The 15,694-nt window shown below is 69.9% G+C and carries 14 protein-coding genes; 7 read left to right on the top strand and 7 right to left on the bottom strand.

Features of this window, described 5'->3' with window-relative positions:
• Nucleotides 1-221: hypothetical protein (locus HKK74_RS37485; RefSeq protein WP_187248188.1), on the bottom strand; the 221-nt coding region annotated here is incomplete at its 3' end.
• A gap of 713 nt (nt 222-934) precedes the next feature.
• Between HKK74_RS37485 and HKK74_RS37480 the strand changes: the two genes are divergently transcribed.
• The 4 genes from HKK74_RS37480 to HKK74_RS37465 all read left to right on the top strand — a co-directional run bounded on the left by HKK74_RS37480 (nt 935) and on the right by HKK74_RS37465 (nt 3,438).
• Nucleotides 935-1,840, top strand: coding sequence for an NADP-dependent oxidoreductase (locus HKK74_RS37480; RefSeq protein WP_187248187.1), 906 nt, complete (start codon nt 935-937; stop codon nt 1,838-1,840).
• Between the two features lie 181 nt (nt 1,841-2,021).
• On the top strand, nt 2,022-2,453 hold the full coding sequence (locus HKK74_RS37475; protein ID WP_187248186.1) for a protein-tyrosine phosphatase family protein: 432 nt from the start codon (nt 2,022-2,024) through the stop codon (nt 2,451-2,453).
• A 135-nt stretch (nt 2,454-2,588) separates the two neighbouring features.
• A complete protein-coding gene (locus tag HKK74_RS37470; protein ID WP_187248185.1) occupies nt 2,589-3,014 on the top strand; it encodes a ribonuclease domain-containing protein in 426 nt (141 codons plus the stop codon).
• 7 nt (nt 3,015-3,021) lie between these two features.
• A complete protein-coding gene (locus tag HKK74_RS37465; protein WP_187248184.1) occupies nt 3,022-3,438 on the top strand; it encodes a barstar family protein in 417 nt (138 codons plus the stop codon).
• A gap of 15 nt (nt 3,439-3,453) precedes the next feature.
• On the opposite strand, the gene HKK74_RS40625 is transcribed toward HKK74_RS37465, so the two are convergent.
• Both HKK74_RS40625 and HKK74_RS37455 read right to left on the bottom strand, forming a co-directional pair.
• Complete coding sequence (locus HKK74_RS40625) at nt 3,454-5,070, bottom strand: hypothetical protein (RefSeq protein ID WP_187248183.1); 1,617 nt, start codon at nt 5,068-5,070, stop codon at nt 3,454-3,456.
• A 79-nt stretch (nt 5,071-5,149) separates the two neighbouring features.
• Nucleotides 5,150-6,103, bottom strand: a complete 954-nt coding sequence (locus tag HKK74_RS37455) for a LysR family transcriptional regulator (RefSeq protein WP_187248182.1) — start codon at nt 6,101-6,103, stop codon at nt 5,150-5,152.
• Nucleotides 6,104-6,225: 122 nt separating this feature from the next.
• Between HKK74_RS37455 and dnaE the strand changes: the two genes are divergently transcribed.
• A complete protein-coding gene (gene dnaE, locus HKK74_RS37450) occupies nt 6,226-9,786 on the top strand; it encodes a DNA polymerase III subunit alpha (RefSeq protein ID WP_187248181.1) in 3,561 nt (1,186 codons plus the stop codon).
• Nucleotides 9,787-9,815: 29 nt separating this feature from the next.
• Nucleotides 9,816-10,154 (top strand): DUF6300 family protein, encoded by a 339-nt coding sequence (locus HKK74_RS37445; RefSeq protein ID WP_187248180.1) that lies wholly within the window; start codon nt 9,816-9,818, stop codon nt 10,152-10,154.
• A gap of 38 nt (nt 10,155-10,192) precedes the next feature.
• Here the strand turns inward: HKK74_RS37445 and HKK74_RS37440 are convergent, their stop codons facing one another.
• Nucleotides 10,193-10,954 (bottom strand): flavodoxin family protein, encoded by a 762-nt coding sequence (locus tag HKK74_RS37440; RefSeq protein ID WP_246492379.1) that lies wholly within the window; start codon nt 10,952-10,954, stop codon nt 10,193-10,195.
• A 7-nt stretch (nt 10,955-10,961) separates the two neighbouring features.
• On the opposite strand from HKK74_RS37440, the gene HKK74_RS41195 reads away from it, so the two are divergent.
• A complete protein-coding gene (locus tag HKK74_RS41195) occupies nt 10,962-12,221 on the top strand; it encodes a helix-turn-helix transcriptional regulator (RefSeq protein ID WP_281398210.1) in 1,260 nt (419 codons plus the stop codon).
• Nucleotides 12,222-12,326: 105 nt separating this feature from the next.
• On the opposite strand, the gene HKK74_RS37430 is transcribed toward HKK74_RS41195, so the two are convergent.
• The 3 genes from HKK74_RS37430 to HKK74_RS37420 are packed head-to-tail and all read right to left on the bottom strand — an operon-like array spanning nt 12,327 to nt 15,516.
• Complete coding sequence (locus HKK74_RS37430) at nt 12,327-13,400, bottom strand: LacI family DNA-binding transcriptional regulator (RefSeq protein ID WP_187248179.1); 1,074 nt, start codon at nt 13,398-13,400, stop codon at nt 12,327-12,329.
• On the bottom strand, nt 13,397-14,605 hold the full coding sequence (locus HKK74_RS37425) for an MFS transporter (protein WP_187248178.1): 1,209 nt from the start codon (nt 14,603-14,605) through the stop codon (nt 13,397-13,399). Before HKK74_RS37425 ends, HKK74_RS37430 begins: the two co-directional genes overlap by 4 nt.
• Nucleotides 14,587-15,516 carry an ABC transporter substrate-binding protein gene (locus HKK74_RS37420; RefSeq protein ID WP_187248177.1) on the bottom strand — a complete coding sequence of 310 codons (930 nt, stop codon included), beginning with the start codon at nt 15,514-15,516 and terminating at the stop codon, nt 14,587-14,589. Before HKK74_RS37420 ends, HKK74_RS37425 begins: the two co-directional genes overlap by 19 nt.
• Nucleotides 15,517-15,694: the final 178 nt, after the last annotated feature.

Raw genomic sequence — 15,694 nt, 5'->3', positions numbered from 1 at the left:
CTCGGCCCTTCACCGGCATCGAACGCACCCAGCAGCCGCGCATGCGCCGCCGCCTGCTTGGCCTCCAAACGCGCCCACACCCGCAACGACTCCGCCTGCACGGCGACCGGCAGGCCGGGCAGATCCCCCTTGTTGAAGAAATCGAACGCGGCCTCCGCCATCGCCAACGCCTCGACCGCACAGGACGGCGACGGCACAGCGGACACCGGACCGAATGCCACAACACACTCCTTATCGAAAGAGCCAGAAGAATCGGGGCGGACGGAAAAGAGGCACCGAACAGGGCTTCCAACATCACGCAACCTGCCTCTGTGCGCCATTAAAGAGTATCGCTCACCTGTTCGAATGGCAAGCGCTCTACTCTTGAATTCTTGTTGCCGTTTAACTGCGAAGCCGACCAGGAATGCCAATCCTGCAATATAGGTCATATGTGGCAATATTGCCTGGACATGAAATGCCGATTTTTTGAGCTTTGTAAGTTCTTGAGGGCGGCGGAGCCGCGTTCGCCGAGGGCCCGACCCCTCGCTGCTGCCGACCGCCTGAGCCGGGCGGGCGTGGTCTCAGAGGCGGGGATCCGCTCTTCTCCATCGGTCCGGCCTTCCCCTACCGGACGGGGGGTGCGCGCGCCGTCCGTGCTTTCCGGCGCGCGCACGTTCTTGGGTGACACCCGCCACAGGGGACCGGTCCAGGAGACGCCCACGGCTACTGGCCGACAACAATGGCTGCGGTGTCCTTACGGCGCGTGGTGCTGGGCTCGGTCGTCGAGACTGGATAGCCGCTACGGCCGACCGCGTGGGCACGCCCGCCACTCACCGGGTCGGCACACGACGAGACCCTTGTACCGAGCCGTGTTGAACCGCAGCGCAGGCGGGAATCTCGTGATCATCACGGGCGTTGCACCGTGCGTCAGCAGCAGTAGTGTGAAGGGCTCTCCGTGCGCGCTATACAGATCGATCGCTTTGGCACACCCGACGTCCTCGGCATTGTCGATGCTCCTCAGCCTGAATCGGGTGCTGAGGATGTGCTGATTCGGACCGTTGCGACCAGCATCAATCCGGTCGACGACAAGACGCGGGAGGGGGCCATCGGCGAGGGGACGCCGCCGCTGCCGATGACGCTTGGCTGGGACCTGGCGGGCATCGTGGTGGACGGAGGCAACAGCGGGCTGCGCGCCGGCGAGCGTGTCATCGCGATGTCGCACCAGCTCAGCTCTGGCCGGGGCACCTGGGCCGATTTGGTCGCGCTTCCGGCACAGACAGTAGCCGCCGCGCCGCAGGCGGTCAGCCTGGTCGAGGCGGCCACCTTGCCGCTTCCCGGACTCACGGCCTGGCAGACCCTGGACTGGCTTGCGGTGTCTGCCGGGGAGCGGCTGCTGATCGCCGGCGCCGCAGGTGCGGTCGGTGGGTTGGCGCTGCAGATCGCCCGTGCCTGGGGCGTCGAAGCCGATGCTCTGGTCTCCCGAGACGCGCAGGTCGGATTCGCCCGTGACCACGGTGCCGACCTCGTCACCACTGACCGCCGCGCTCTTCAAGACCGCAGCTATGACGCGGTCTTCGACACTTTCGGGGCCTTCGTGACCGAGGCTGTGGCCGACGGCGGCCGGTATGCGTCGATCGCCACCCAGGCCGGTCCGGTCCCCGACCTGTCCTCACGCGGTGTTTGTAGCACCGTCAACCAAGTGCGTGAGGATGGCGCGGGACTGAGCGAGCTCACCAAGCTTGTCGACCGCGGCTCCTTGCAACTGCGTGTGCACTCCACCTTCGGCCTTCACGAGATCCAGGCCGCACACGAACTCTTCCTCCGAGGCGGCCTGGCAGGAAAGATCACCGTGACCTTCTGAGCCATGGCAACGCGTCGACACGCAACAACTCAACGCAAGGTTCAGCCGGCGGCCCTCGGCGCACCTGGCCCTGATCCACAAGCGGGTGCCACGAGCGGGCCCGCGCCGCCGCGAAAGCGCGATCCGGCAGCTGGTCGAAAAGGGAGAGCCACGCAGGAACCCTCCCCACTACGGTGGTCATGTGACCGAGAGCTGGAGCACGGCCGACGCCGGTGTGCTGCGACTGCCCTCGGGGCGGCTGGTCAGGGGCCGGGCGCTCCGCCGCCCGTTGCCCGCCGGACCGGAGCCCACTTTCGCCGTCCATCTGCTCGGCAAGCGGCCTCCCGAGGTGCCGTGGGAGGCGCGCTGGCTGCGCTGGCCGGACTTCCGGCTGCCCACCAGCCACGCACAGGCTCAGGAGGTCCTCGGCGAGGCATGGGCTCGTGCCCCCGAAGAGCGTGTCGAGATCGCCTGCGGTGGTGGCCGTGGCCGGACCGGAACGGCGCTGGCCTGCCTCGCCGTCCTCGACGGCGTGCCTGCGGACCAGGCGGTGGACTTCGTCCGCCGAAACTACGACCGCCATGCCGTCGAGACCCCGTGGCAGCGGCGCTACGTGCGGCGGTTCGGCGGCTGACCGGATGCCGGACAGCGGCGGTGTACCCCAGTGCCGCGCGGAGTTCACCGGGCCTTGGCGACATCTGCCATTCGCAGACCCGACGCGAGCAGTGATCATTGCGGGTGTCCGTCCTCTGTCCCGCAAGGAGGCTCCGTGCACACCCCGCAAAGCCCCCAGCTCTCCTGGCCGGCGCGGCTCGCCGTCATCCTCGCCGCCACCCTGTCCCTGACCGGCTCCCTCACCGGCCTGATCGCCGTCACCCCCGCCGGCGCGGCGGTCTACAACTCCTGCACCATCTCCCGTTGCGCCGACGCGCGTTCGGCCGACGCGACCTGGGCCGGCAAGGGCTACCCCACCACCAGTGGCTGGTACACCTGGCCGGGCGGCCAGTACAACTACACTGGCGGGCGCTTCTACAACCGAGAGGGCCAGCTCCCGGCCGGCGCCACTTACTACGAGTACGACGTGTACCCGCGGGCTCGGGGCGCCGCGCGTGACGCCTACCGGATCGTCGTCAATCGCAGCACCGGCGTTACCTGGTTCTCACCGAACCACTACACCGACTTCTACCGGCTCTAGGAGTCCCATGGCGTCCGCCGCACGTCCGCTGCCGCACTGGCTGACGGTGTCCACCAGCCCGGCACCGGCGGTCGTCGACGGGCGCGCATGCCGTACCCGCGCCGCCTTCTTCACGGAGGTGGCGCGGGTCCTGCGCTTCCCCGCGTACTTCGGCCGCAACTGGGACGCGCTGGCCGACTGCCTGCGCGACGCCTGCCTGCGCGACGCCTGCCTGCGCGAGGCGGGCGACGCCGGGAAGGTGACGCTGATCTTCGAACGCGCCGAGGAACTGCTCGCCGACGAGCCCCCGGAGCAGCTCGCCACCCTGCTCGCCGTCCTCGCCGTCCTCGCCGACGAGGCGGACGCCGGGCTGACCGTGACGCTGTGCACCGACCCCGGCCACGAGGCCCTCCTACGCGGGCGGGTCGCAGTCGCCCTCGCGTGAGCACCCCCCGTCAGGTCATTCGCGGCGGAGCGCCCGGGTGATGCCGGCGGCGATGGTGGTGGCGAGCAGCCAGCCCACGGCGATGAGGGCATAGGCGAGCCAGCGCTGGGCGTGCTCGGGCTGATAGGCGCGCTCCTGGCCGAAGTCGACGATCGGCAGCAGTAGGTCGAGGGTGTAGATCAGCGGATTGAAGGCCGGCGGGTCGCCGCCCCGCACCGCGGGCGGATGGTCGACGCCGAACACGATCGTGCCCAGGACGGTCAGGGCGACGAGCCATCCCCCGGCGCGCATGGGCCGGTACCCGTACCCGACGGTGAGGTCCTGCAGCCGTCCCCAGATCCGGGCGTACCAGGTCAGGGTCCGCCATCGGTGCCGCTGCTTGGCCAGCAGCACGGTCCGCGCGTCCGTCTCGTCGCCGAGCCGCCGGTACGTGCCGGCGAGCTGCTCGTACACCTGCGGCAGGTACGCCCCGCCGGTGCGGCGCAGCCACATCAGCCGCCGGCCGGCGGCCAGTCGCGGGTCCAGGGCGTCGTACCCCAGCCCGTCCAGCCGGAGCTCGGCGGGCCAGGTGTCGGGGTCGTCACGGACCACCTCGAACCGGGCATGACGCAGGTCGACCACCCCCTCGATCGGCTCCGCGGTGCGCATGACCAGCTCCCGGCCCTGTACGTGACGGCAGTCGAGGGCATCGCCGCCGGGGTTGGCCAGCCGCCCGTCCCTGAGATACAGGGACCCGCCGATCTGCGCCCGCCTCAGCCGTACGGCTCCATCGGCGCGGAACCCATGGCCGAGGTTCAGCAGCGTGCCGACGGTGAGGCCATGCGCGAACAGCGCGTTCGCCCCGGGATTGCGCAGGTGCGCACCGGACAGGTCCAGGTCACGGCCCACGCCGGCATCGCCGAGGGCGATCTCGCCCACGGCGGCGAAGCCGCGCCGGGCCCACAGGTGGGCGCCCACGGTCAGGTTGAAGGCGTTGAGGGCGCGGCCGCCGGGGTTCTCCAGCCTGGCCTCGTCCAGGCCCAGCATCCCCCCGATCTGCGCACCGGCGAGCTGGACCTCCCCCGCCACGACGGCCTCCTGGCACAGCAGGTCGTCATCGACGGTGAGCCGGTTGGCCAGTAGCGCCGTGCCGCCGGTGTGCTCCAGCCGGATCCGCTGCAGGCGCAACGCCCCCGCGACATGGGCACCGGTCAGCCGGAGCCGGCCGGTACAGCGGCATCCGGCCAGCTCGAGGTCGCCGTCGATCGCCGCGAGGGCCGCCTCCAGCCCCGTGAGCCGCGACCCGGCCAGGTCGACCTGCCGGGTACGGGCGCCGTCCAGTTCGACGGGCTCGGCGAACGAGCACGAGCGCATCCGTACCGGCCAGATGATCTCGGCATGGGCCAGCCGCAGACGGCCGGCGACGCGCGCGCCGGTCAGGTACATCCCGGGAACGTGCCCCGGTTCCGGCTGTACGGCGCCCGTGAGCAGAGCCGTGATGACCTCGGCCCGGACCGTGCGCTCGGCCCCCCACCCCGTGTCGTCCGAGGGATCGTCGGCCTCGGCGGCACCCACGCGCAGGTCGACTTCCTCGCCGCGCGGAAAGGCCCTCCACAGGGCGCGTTCGGGCTCCGTGAGCTCGTCGGGGGTCACGAGGATCATCGTGCGGCATCGACCCGAGGCCCGCCACCCGGAAGATCAATCCGGTCGGCGTCGCGGGGATCGATCGCTCCTATGTACGGGCGGTGCGCTCGGCCACGAAGAACGCGTGATCCGCGGCCGGGAGCCACTCCCGCCGCGGGTCGAACGGCCGGTAGTCGCTCTCGACATGGCGGATGAACAGGGGAAGCATCGGGTGCCGGTTCTGCGAATTCCACAGGAGCGAGCAGGGGTACACCGGCGTGGGATCGGTGATGGGGATCTGCACGGTGTCCGCGTGCCAGGGTAGCCGACACTTCTCGCCGACGAGGCTGAAGAGCTCGTCCGATCCGCTGATCCTCTCGACGAAATGCTCCCAGCCGAAGTCGGGACCGGTCGTGTCGATATGGACGGCGAAATCAGCGCTGAGGAGGCGGTAGAACTCCGCCCACTCCGTGCCGGGAGCGTTGCCCGGCATCCACGCTGTCGTTCCTGACAACTCCGACATCGTGATCCGCTGTCGGCCGGCGAGGGCATGCCTGCGGCTGATCAGCACATGCAGCGGCTCGAGGTAGGCGGGGGTGGACTCGATCGCATCATCCAGGACGCCGGTGACGCGGCCGAAGAAGGCATCGATGGATCCGCGGGCCAGGGCCGTCCGCGCGGTGGTGAGCCCGGCCGAGGTCACGATGTCGATGTCCACGTCATCGACGGTCCCGTGGAAGGTCCGGACGAGTTCGATCGACGCGAGGCGTGTGTCGAGCACGTCGACCCGGAACGAGCGGCGCCGGCTGCGCTGCAGCTCCACGGCCTGATCGGCGAGACTGATGAGCGCACGGGCATGCGTGAGGAAAGACCTGCCGTCGCCGGTGAGTTCGGCACCGCCCCGTGATCGGTGGAAGAGGGTCGTCCCGAGGTCCGATTCGAGTTTCGCGATGCGCTTGGACACCGCCTGCTGAGTCACCCCGAGCTGGACCGCCGCCTCGCCGAAATGCCGGTCATCGGCGACGGCGACGAAGGCGCGCACCGCGCCGAGGTCGAGTTCCATCCCGCTCCACTCCACAACCGACGGTTGTCTTCAGCCGGGTGTCGATTGTTTGACGCCCGAGGTGACGCTCCGATCGAATGCGAACACCCCGCGACGACCTTACAACCACCAGGAGTGGACCGATGGGCTCTTTCGTCCACCTGCACGTGCACACCGAGTACTCGATGCTGGACGGCGCGGCGAAGATCGGCTTGCTGATGGACGAGGTGTCCGGGCAGGGGATGCCCGCCGTGGCGATGAGCGACCACGGCAACGTGCACGGGGCGCATGAGTTCTACCATGCGGCGAGCAGGGCCGGCGTCAAGCCGATCATCGGCATCGAGGCGTACGTCGCCCCGGCCTCGCGGTACCACCGGCAGCCGGTGTTCTTCAGCGACGACCTCTCGTTGCGCAGGTCCGACGACGAGACCGGTGAGGGCGGTGACGTCTCCGGCCGCGGCCTGTACACCCACATGACGATGTGGGCCGCCGACGCGCTGGGCCTGCGGAACCTGTTCCGGCTCCAGTCCCGGGCCTGGCTGGAGGGTCACGTCCAGAAATACCCGCGCATGGACGATGAGCTGTTCGCCGAACACGGGCAGGGCATCATCGCGACGACCGGCTGCCCGTCGGGAGAGGTGCAGACCCGTCTGCGGCTCGGCCAGTACGACAAGGCCGTCGAGGCCGCCGCGAGGTACCGCGACATCTTCGGCAGGGACAACTACTTCCTGGAGCTGATGGACCACGGCATCGCCATCGAACGCCGGGTCCGCGACGAGCTGTTGCGGATCGGCAGGGAGCTCGCGCTGCCTCCGCTGGCCACCAACGACTCCCACTACGTCACCGCGACGCAGTCCGAAGCGCATGACGCGCTTCTGTGCATCGGCACCGGCAAGCGGCTCGCCGACACCGACCGGTTCCGCTTCAGCGGCAGCGGCTATCACATCAAGCCGGCCGACGAGATGCGGGCGATGTGGGACACGGAGGTCCCGGGCGCCTGCGACAACACGTTGCTGATCGCTGAGCGGGTCGGGGACTACGGCGAGGTGTTCGAGCATCGGGACCTGATGCCGAAGTTCCCCGTCCCGGCCGGGGAGACCGAATCGTCGTGGCTGCGCAAGGAGACACTGGCGGGCGCCCAGCACAGGTATCCGGGCGGCCCGTCTCGGGAGGTGCTGGACCGGATCGACTACGAGCTCTCGGTCATCGACGGCATGGGGTTCCCCGGCTACTTCCTCGTGGTCGCCGACATCTGCCGGTACGCCCGCGCGAACGGGATCGGGCTGGGCCCCGGCCGGGGGTCCGCCACCGGATCGCTGGTCGCCTACTGCACGGGGATCACCGGGCTGGATCCGATCGAGCACAAGCTGATCTTCGAACGCTTTCTCAACCCCGAACGCGTCACCATGCCCGACATCGATCTCGACTTCGACGACCGCCGGCGCGACGAGATGATCGACTACGTCACCCGGAGGTACGGGGACGACCGGGTCTGCCAGATCGTCACGTTCGGCACCATCAAGGCCAAGGCCGCGATCAAGGACTCGTGCCGGGTGCTGGGCCTGCCGTACGCGCTCGGCGACCGGATCACCAAGGCCTTCCCCGCGGCCGTGGGCGGAAAGGAGATCCCCCTCGCGGCCATCCACGACGACGCGCACCCTCGCCACGGTGAGGCCGCCGAACTGCGGCGAATGTACGAGGAGGAGCCCGACGTCAAACGCGTCGTCGACACCGCCGTCGGCGTGGAGGGCCTGACCCGGGGCACCGGCGTCCACGCCGCCGGCGTGATCCTCTCGTCCGATCCGCTGATCGACGTGCTGCCGCTCGTCCGGCCGAAGGCGGACGGGCCCATCGTGACCGGGTTCCCCTTCACGCAGGCCGAGGACATGGGCCTGCTGAAGATGGACTTCCTTGGCCTGCGCAACCTCACCGTCATCTACGACACCGTCGCCAACGTCACGGCCAACCGGGGCGTCGACATCGACATCCTCGAGGTGCCGCTCGACGACGAGAGGACCTACGAGCTCCTGGCGCGCGGCGACACCCTCGGGGTGTTCCAGCTCGACGGCGGCGGCATGCGCACGCTGCTGAAGCTGATGCGGCCCACCGAGTTCACCGACATCGCCGCCGTGTCCGCCCTGTACCGGCCGGGACCGATGGAGATGAACGCCCACACCAACTACGCCCTGCGCAAGACCGGACGGCAGAAGGTCGTGCCCATCCACCCCGAGCTCGGGGAGGCCCTCGAACCGATCCTGGGCGAGACCTACCATCTGGTCGTCTTCCAGGAGCAGGTCATGGCCATCGCCCAGCAGCTGGCCGGGTACTCCCTCGGCGGAGCCGACACGCTGCGCCGGGCGATGGGCAAGAAGAAGAAGGAGGTCCTGGACGCCGAATGGGACAAGTTCTCAGCCGGCATGAAGGGCCGGGACTTCTCCGAGGAGGCCATCCGGGCGGTCTGGGACGTACTGGTCCCGTTCAGCGGCTACGGCTTCAACAAGTCCCACACCGCCGGGTACGGCCTCGTCTCGTACTGGACGGCCTACCTGAAGGCCAACCACCCAGCCGAATATCTCGCCGCGCTGCTCACCTCCGTGGGTGACGACAAGGACAAGATGGCGGTCTACCTCTCCGACTGCCGCCGCCTCGGCATCAAGGTGCTGCCCCCCGACGTCAACGAGAGCGAACTGAGCTTCGCCGCCGTCGGCGAGGACATCCGCTTCGGCCTGGGCGCGATCCGCAACGTCGGGGCCGGCGTCGTCGACGCGATCGTCAAGACCCGCGAGGCCAAAGGCCCGTACACCGGATTCACCGACTTCCTCGGCAAGGTCCCGCCGGCCGTGTGCAACAAGCGGGTCATCGAGTCGCTGGCCAAGGCCGGCGCGTTCGACGGGCTCGGGCACCACCGCAAGGCCCTCGTGGCGGTCCACGAGCAGGCCATCGACGCGGTCATCGACGTCAAACGCAACGAGGCCCACGGCCAGGACTCGCTGTTCGGCGCCTTCGACGCGCCGGGCGAGGACAGACCCTTCTCGGTCACGGTCCCCGAAGGCGAGTGGGACCGGGTCACCCTGCTGGCCTTCGAACGGGAGATGCTCGGCCTGTACGTGTCCAGTCATCCCCTCGACGGAACCGAGCGGATGCTGGAGGCCAACCGGGACATCGCCATCGCCGACCTCCTCGCGTCCGGACGCGAGGAGGGGACGGTGCGGGTGAGCGGCATCATCTCGGGCCTGCAACGCAAGGTCACCAAGCGGGGCGACCAGTGGGCGATCGTCACCCTCGAGGACCATGACGCCGCTGTGGAGTGCCTGATCTTCCCCAAGAGCCACCTTCTCCATGGCGAGGCGCTGGCCGAAGACCGGGTGGTGTCCATCCGGGGACGGATCAACGTGCGGGACGAGACGTTGAACGTCTACGGCGAAGAGGTCACCGTCCTGGACGTGGCTCAGGCCGCCGGTGGCGAGCCGCCCGTGGTGCTCTCCGTGTCGGAGACCCGGGTGAACCCCCGGCTCGTCCGGGAGCTGAAGCGCATTCTGCGTTCCCATCCCGGCCGCTCGCCGGTGCACCTGCGGTTGCGGCCACGGCATCACGGCGCGACGGACCTGTTGCTGAACCTCGAGCCGTTCCAGGTCGAGCCGGAACCGGCGTTCTACGGCGACATCAAGTCCCTGCTGGGTGCGAACTCGATCGGCGGATCGTGATCACCGGGTCGCGCCAGGGCACTCGACCGGTGGACGTGACCCTGGGCGTCGAGCCCGGCCGGGCGTGCCCGCGATGCGGCGATGGCCACATCATCGCCGTGCTCCGGATGCCGTACGGCTGGACGACCGCGCGAGGAGTCCGGGCCCACGGCAGTTGCGAGGTGCCGCTCTGCACCCGTTGTGACGGGGATGATCCGGTGACCGGACCGATCGTCGCCTACTTCGCCGTTCACGAGGTCGCGACGCCCGAGACCGCGGATCGGCTCGCGGTCCTCCTGAATCGCTGGATCGGTCAGGTGCGACCGCCGACGCTCGACCAGGACGCGCTGGAGGCCGAAGTCGAGGCGTGGTACCGCGGCGACCTGTGAACCGCCATGCCGGCGCCCGCCCTGATCGGCACGAGCGATCACGTCCGTTCATCGGTCCGATCGCCCTTCATCTCGTACAGCGCGCGGGCCATCTCCACGCCGTGGCGGCGGCGGGCCTGCTCGGCGACCCGGCGGCCCAGGTGTTCGGCCGTCCGGAGGTCCGAGTCGTGCATCAACTCCGGCCCCTCGTCGATGTTCGAGGCCGCCGCCGCCCCCAGCCAGACGCCGAGCCGGTTGAGTGCGTTCTCGTCGGAGGTGCTGGAATTCCACCCGGACACCAGCCCGAGGCTGACCCAGAGCATGCCGTGCTGGGCCGCCAGCAACGCCATGTACTCCAGCGTGTGCAGCTTGTCCCCGCTCTTGGACCCCGAGTTCGAGAACCCCGCTGCCAGCTTGCCGTCCCAAGCCTGCAGCTGCCAGCGCTTCACCGAGTCCCGGGCGAACGTGTGGAACTCCGGACTGGCCGACCCCATGTACGTCGGCGACCCGAACACGATGGCGTCCGCCGCGTCCAGCAGCGCCCATTCCTCTTCCGTGATGCCGTCCACCGAGACCGGCTCCGCCTTGGTGCCGTCCACGGACGCCGCTCCCGCGCGTACCGACTCGGCCAGCCGGGCCGTGTGCCCGTACCCGCTGTGGTAGGCCACCACCACCAGCGTCGACTCGTCCTTCATGGCGATTCCTTTCGTCAGGACGTACGCGCACAGCTTGGCCGCCACGACCCCCTCGCGGACCGCCCGTTCGGGTGGGCCCACCCACCCGAACGAGCGGGCGGACCAGGGGAAGCGACCTACTACCATCGGGGCCATGGCGGAGTCGTGGCCGGCCGCTCTGACGGCAGCACTGAGGGTGTTGCGCGCGCCGCTCGACGGCGTCCTGCCGGAGTTGTCGGCCGTGCTGTCCGGGCTGGTGCCCCACGAGGGGCTGGTGTTGTTCACCGGGGACTGCCTGCTGATGTCCGCGCTGCTCACCCACGGGATCGACGGAGTGAGCGCCGACGAGGTGAGCCGCCTGGTCCCCCTAGTGGCCGTCAATCGTCCCTGGTTCGGCCCGTTCACGCTGGCGGGGGTCGAGCGGCCGGTGCTGGCCGTGGCCGTCAAGCCGCCGAAGACCACGGGCGGCATGCTCGCCGTCGTCACGACCGGCTCCCTCCCACCGGACCCCGAGGCGCGGGAGATCGTGACGAAGCTCGTCGAGCTGACGACCGCGCACCTGGCCGACCGCGTGTCGGACGCCGAGCCGCACGCCGTGACGGGCCCGCCCCTCACGGCCGTCGAAGACCTCGCCGACGCCTACGCCACGACGCTGACCTCGCTGCTCGGCGTCCTGCGATCCAGGAGACTCGACGACGCCGCGGCCCGGCGCATCGCGATCGAGCTGGCCGTGCCCGCGCTCCTCGAGACCAGAGCGGGCGGCGAGCGCGACCTGGGTGAGGAGGCGGCGGGCCGGGCGTTCGACGTGCTGGCGGAGAAGCTTTCCCTGCTCACCCGTTATCACGATCTAACGTTGGAGCTGGCAAGGCCGGATCAGCCTGGCAGGCCGTTGCCCTGCGAGGTGGCCAGGGCCGCCAGGTCCGTGGTGCGGGGCGCGGTGCTGGCGATGCTCCAGCAGGGCGGGCTGAGCAGAATCAGGCTCGCCTGGGAGGTGGAGGACTCGCTGCTGCGGGTGACCGTGCGCGACGACGGTCCCGGCTCGTTGGTGGCCGACGCCCTGTCGGTGCACCGGCTGCGCGACCGGGTGGCGGTGCTGGGCGGCACGCTCGCCGTGGACGCGGTCCCGGGCTGGGGCACGGCGATCACCGCCGTCCTTCCGTTCGGTCCGGTACGCCCCCAGCCCCAGGGCCCGCTGGACGCCCTCAACCCGCGCGAACGCGACGTCCTTGAGCAACTGGCGCACGGCCACCGCAACCGGGTGATCGCCACCCGGCTGAGCATCAGCGAGAACACGGTCAAGTTCCACGTCGCCAACATCCTCAGCAAGCTCGGCGTGAGCTCGCGAGGGGAGGCCGCTGCACTGGCCCACGGTCGCACCCCCATGACGGCGGCCCTCGGAGTGACCCCAAGGTAGGGAGCTCGGCGATGCGGCCGAACCATGCCATACCCGACGGCCTCTCACCCCCGGTGAGGGGCCGCCCTGCTTGGTGCGTGACCCGGCTCGGAAACGCGGTCGACGTCAGGCGGGAGGTGCCGCCGTGGAGTCGCGGAGGATCAGCGACACCGGGAGCAGCAGTGAACGCGGGTACCGCTCCGGTTCGTCGATGGAGTCGAGCAGCATGCGCGCGGCCTCGGCCCCGAGCTCGTGGTGCGGCACACCGACGGTCGTCAGGGGCGGGCGCAGCTTGTCGAGGAAGGGCATGTCGTTGAAGCCCACGACGCTGACGTCCTCGGGACATGAGATGTCCCGGTCGGCGAACACGTCGTAGCAGCCGAGCGCGATCAGGTCGTTGCCGGCGACGACGGCCGTGGCCCGCGTTCCCCGGTCAAGCAGTTCGCGCATCGCGCCGGCGCCGTCCTCCTCGCTCCAGTGCGCGCACTCAACGATGAGGGCCGGGTCCTCCTCCAGCCCGTTGTCGCGTACGGCATGCCGGAAGGCCCGCGACCGCACCACGCCCGTCGAGGTGGTCTGAGGGCCCGCGAGGTGGGCGATCCGGGTGTGGCCGAGGGCAGCGAGGTGCTTCACCGCGAGACCGATGCCGGTGGCGTCGTCACCGACCACGAACGGCATGCGCAGGTTCTCGATACGGCGGTTGATGAGCACGATCTTGACGTCCTGCTGCTGCAGTTGCTGGAGCAGAGGATGGTCCAGCAGCGCGGTCGCGATGATGAGGCCTTCGACCTGACGTGACCTCAGCGACTCGATCAGAGCCCGCTCGCGCTGCGGGTCGTTGTCCGTGTTGACGATCAAAGCGCTGTAGCCGGCCGATTCGAGGACGTTCTCGATCCCGCGGACGATCGGCGGGAACAGCGGGTTCGTCAGATCGGGAATGACCAGGCCCACCGTGCTCGACTTCGAGGTCTTGAGACTTCGGGCGATGGGGTTCGGCTGGTAGCCCAGCTCCTCGGCGGCCCGCCGCACCCGCCGTACCGTCTCGGCGTTGACGAGTTGCTGCGCCTTCGGATTCAGCGCCCGTGACGCGGTGGTCGCGTGCACCCCGGCGGCCTCGGCGACGTCACGAAGCGTGGCGGGCTGCTGCCGGGGTGCTCGGGCGTCCCCAGCCTGCAGCTCGGAAGGCCGATCTAGGCTCATGGACCGGCCTCCCCTTCAGGTCCGGCCCATCGCGTGCGCCCCCGGGTCGCGAACATCCCGAGCACGATCGCGAGCACCGTTGCCCAACCGAAGATCTGAGCGTATCTCTGCGCCTCCGCGAGCCCACCGGCGAGCTGGGCGGCCACTGCGCTACCGAGGAAGAGTGCCCCGGCGAACGCCGACACGACCGTGGCACGCGCGCCCGGCAGCACCTCCGTCGCCCACGTCTGCAGCGACGAGTGCATCGAGACCCACGCGAGGCCGAGGAAGCAGGCGGCCGCGAGCGCCACCGCGGGCGAACGGGACAGGGTGACCAAACCGCATCCGGCCGCGGCCGCCGCCGCGCCGAGCGCGATGAGCCGTGAGGCACGCGTACGGTGCGCCAGCGCCCCTACCAAGCGGGCGAACCCGAACACGGCAACACCGTACAGGGCGGTGACCGCTCCGGCGACGGATGCGCTGGCCCCCGACGCCTCGACCGCGGTGGGAAGCACGGTCAGCACGCCGAGCAGCACCATTCCCTCGAGGAACGCCAGGCCCAGGACCAGCCGGGTGGGTCCCGAGCGGGCGACGGCCACCAGCGGCGCGAGCACGCCGCTGTGCTTCCGGACGGCGGGCGGCTGCGGCAGCCTGCCGAGTGAGGCGACGAGACAGAGCGCGATGAGCCCGGTCAGGACGAACGCGACGCGCCAGCTGGTGAACTCGGCCAGCGCGCCCGCGCCCGCCGAGGCGAGCCCCGTTCCCAGCGCGACGCCCGCCATGAGCCTGGTCACCTCCGGTTGCCGCCGGTCGGTCGACACCGTGTCACCGATATAGATGAGGCTCGCCGGGACCGCCGCGGCGAAACACGCGCCGGTCAGTCCCCGGGTCACGCCGAGGCTCAGCGGGCTCTGTGCGAACGCCGCCACGGTCGTGCTCACCGCCGCGAGCGACAGCGCTATCCGCATGGTCCGCACCAGGCCGATGCGGTCCGAGACCATCCCCCACACCGGCTGCATGAGCCCGTAGGCGAGGAAGTAGGCACCGGCCGCGTTGATGATCACCGAGAGCGGCGCGCCGAGATCGTACGCCATCGCGATCAGCATCGGCGGCATCGCGAACCGGTCCAGCGTGCTGGCGAACGCGACCACCTGCAGTTGCCGGGGTGCTCGTGGTCCCCGCGATGGGCGCGGCGGGCTGTCGGTCATCACCTGGTCGTCGTGCACGGGTCGATCAGTCCCCGCGAGGGTTCGAGCGCGGTCGCGAGCACGTCGACGCCGTCGACCAGTGCCGGCATGTACTTCCGTCTCAGGCCGACGACCGTCTCCATGGCCGGGAGGTCGACGACGCCGTCGACCACGAGCCCTTCGGCGGGATCCTTCAACCGGCCCAGGTACCTTTTCGCCAGCGCCTCCGGAAGCCTCAGCGCCGTGGCCGCCTCCTCGACGACGACGTCGTCGACGTTCCCGGCCCAGATCTCGCGGGCCGCCTCGCGGAGCGCGTCGGCGAAGGCCGCGACGTCTGCTCTCCTACGGTCGCCGACCGTGCTCAGGACGGTGCCGAGGTAGGGACGGCACACGTCGGTGAGCCCGGCGAGCCGCGTCGCGCCCGCATCCTCGGCCCGCAGTTCGTTGCCGGCGTTCAGCATCGTCGCGTCGCAGCCGCCGGCCAGGAGCGCCTCGAGGCGCCGGGGCGTGGACCCGAGGGTGACGACGCGGTAGTCGTCACGGTCCAGGCCGAGGGACTCCAGCAGAGCGTAGAGCCCGAAGGCGAACCCGGAGCCCGGCACGTCGACACCGATGGCCGCGCCTTTCAGCTCGGATGCCGTGGTGAGCCCCGGCCTCCCGTAGACGCCCAGCCCGAGGCCCCGGTCCACCGCGGCGACGATCCGCACGTCGGCGGTCTCGTTCAGCGGATTGTCCGGGACGAAACGGTAGGCGACCATGTTGTCCGGGCTGGTGAGCGCCACGTCGAGGTCACCGTCGAGCAGTGCTCTGCACTGCGCGGGCGAGGAGGGGACCGCCTTCTCCAGCACCTCGAGGCCACGTTGATCGAACAGGCCGAGGCGCCGGCCGACGCGCAGCAGCACGGACGGGCTGAAGGCGCCGACCACGAGTTCCCGTGTTCGCCGAGTCAAGACCCGCAACCCTCCCTTTGTCGCAGCCGAATCCAACTCCCCGCAGAATGACCACACTCGATTGCAACGAGCTAGAACCTGGCTGAGAGCCCTTGACAGTGCCTGAATTCAACCGCATGCTGCTGGCCATCGCAATCGATTGCACTAACTAATCCAGGGGTCACAAAGCTCAGGAGGG

This window comes from Actinomadura alba, assembly GCF_014323705.1.
GTDB lineage: Bacteria > Actinomycetota > Actinomycetes > Streptosporangiales > Streptosporangiaceae > Actinomadura_C > Actinomadura_C alba.
This window is presented reverse-complemented; position numbering and strand designations above follow the sequence as displayed.

Coding starts and splice junctions, on each gene's coding strand:
- HKK74_RS37465 (WP_187248184.1), top strand. CDS start 3,022: ATGGCGTCCGCCGCACGTCCGCTGCCGCACTGGCTGACGGTGTCCACC.
- HKK74_RS37455 (WP_187248182.1), bottom strand. CDS start 6,103: ATGGAACTCGACCTCGGCGCGGTGCGCGCCTTCGTCGCCGTCGCCGAT.
- dnaE (WP_187248181.1), top strand. CDS start 6,226: ATGGGCTCTTTCGTCCACCTGCACGTGCACACCGAGTACTCGATGCTG.
- HKK74_RS37440 (WP_246492379.1), bottom strand. CDS start 10,954: ATGGTAGTAGGTCGCTTCCCCTGGTCCGCCCGCTCGTTCGGGTGGGTG.
- HKK74_RS41195 (WP_281398210.1), top strand. CDS start 10,962: ATGGCGGAGTCGTGGCCGGCCGCTCTGACGGCAGCACTGAGGGTGTTG.
- HKK74_RS37430 (WP_187248179.1), bottom strand. CDS start 13,400: ATGAGCCTAGATCGGCCTTCCGAGCTGCAGGCTGGGGACGCCCGAGCA.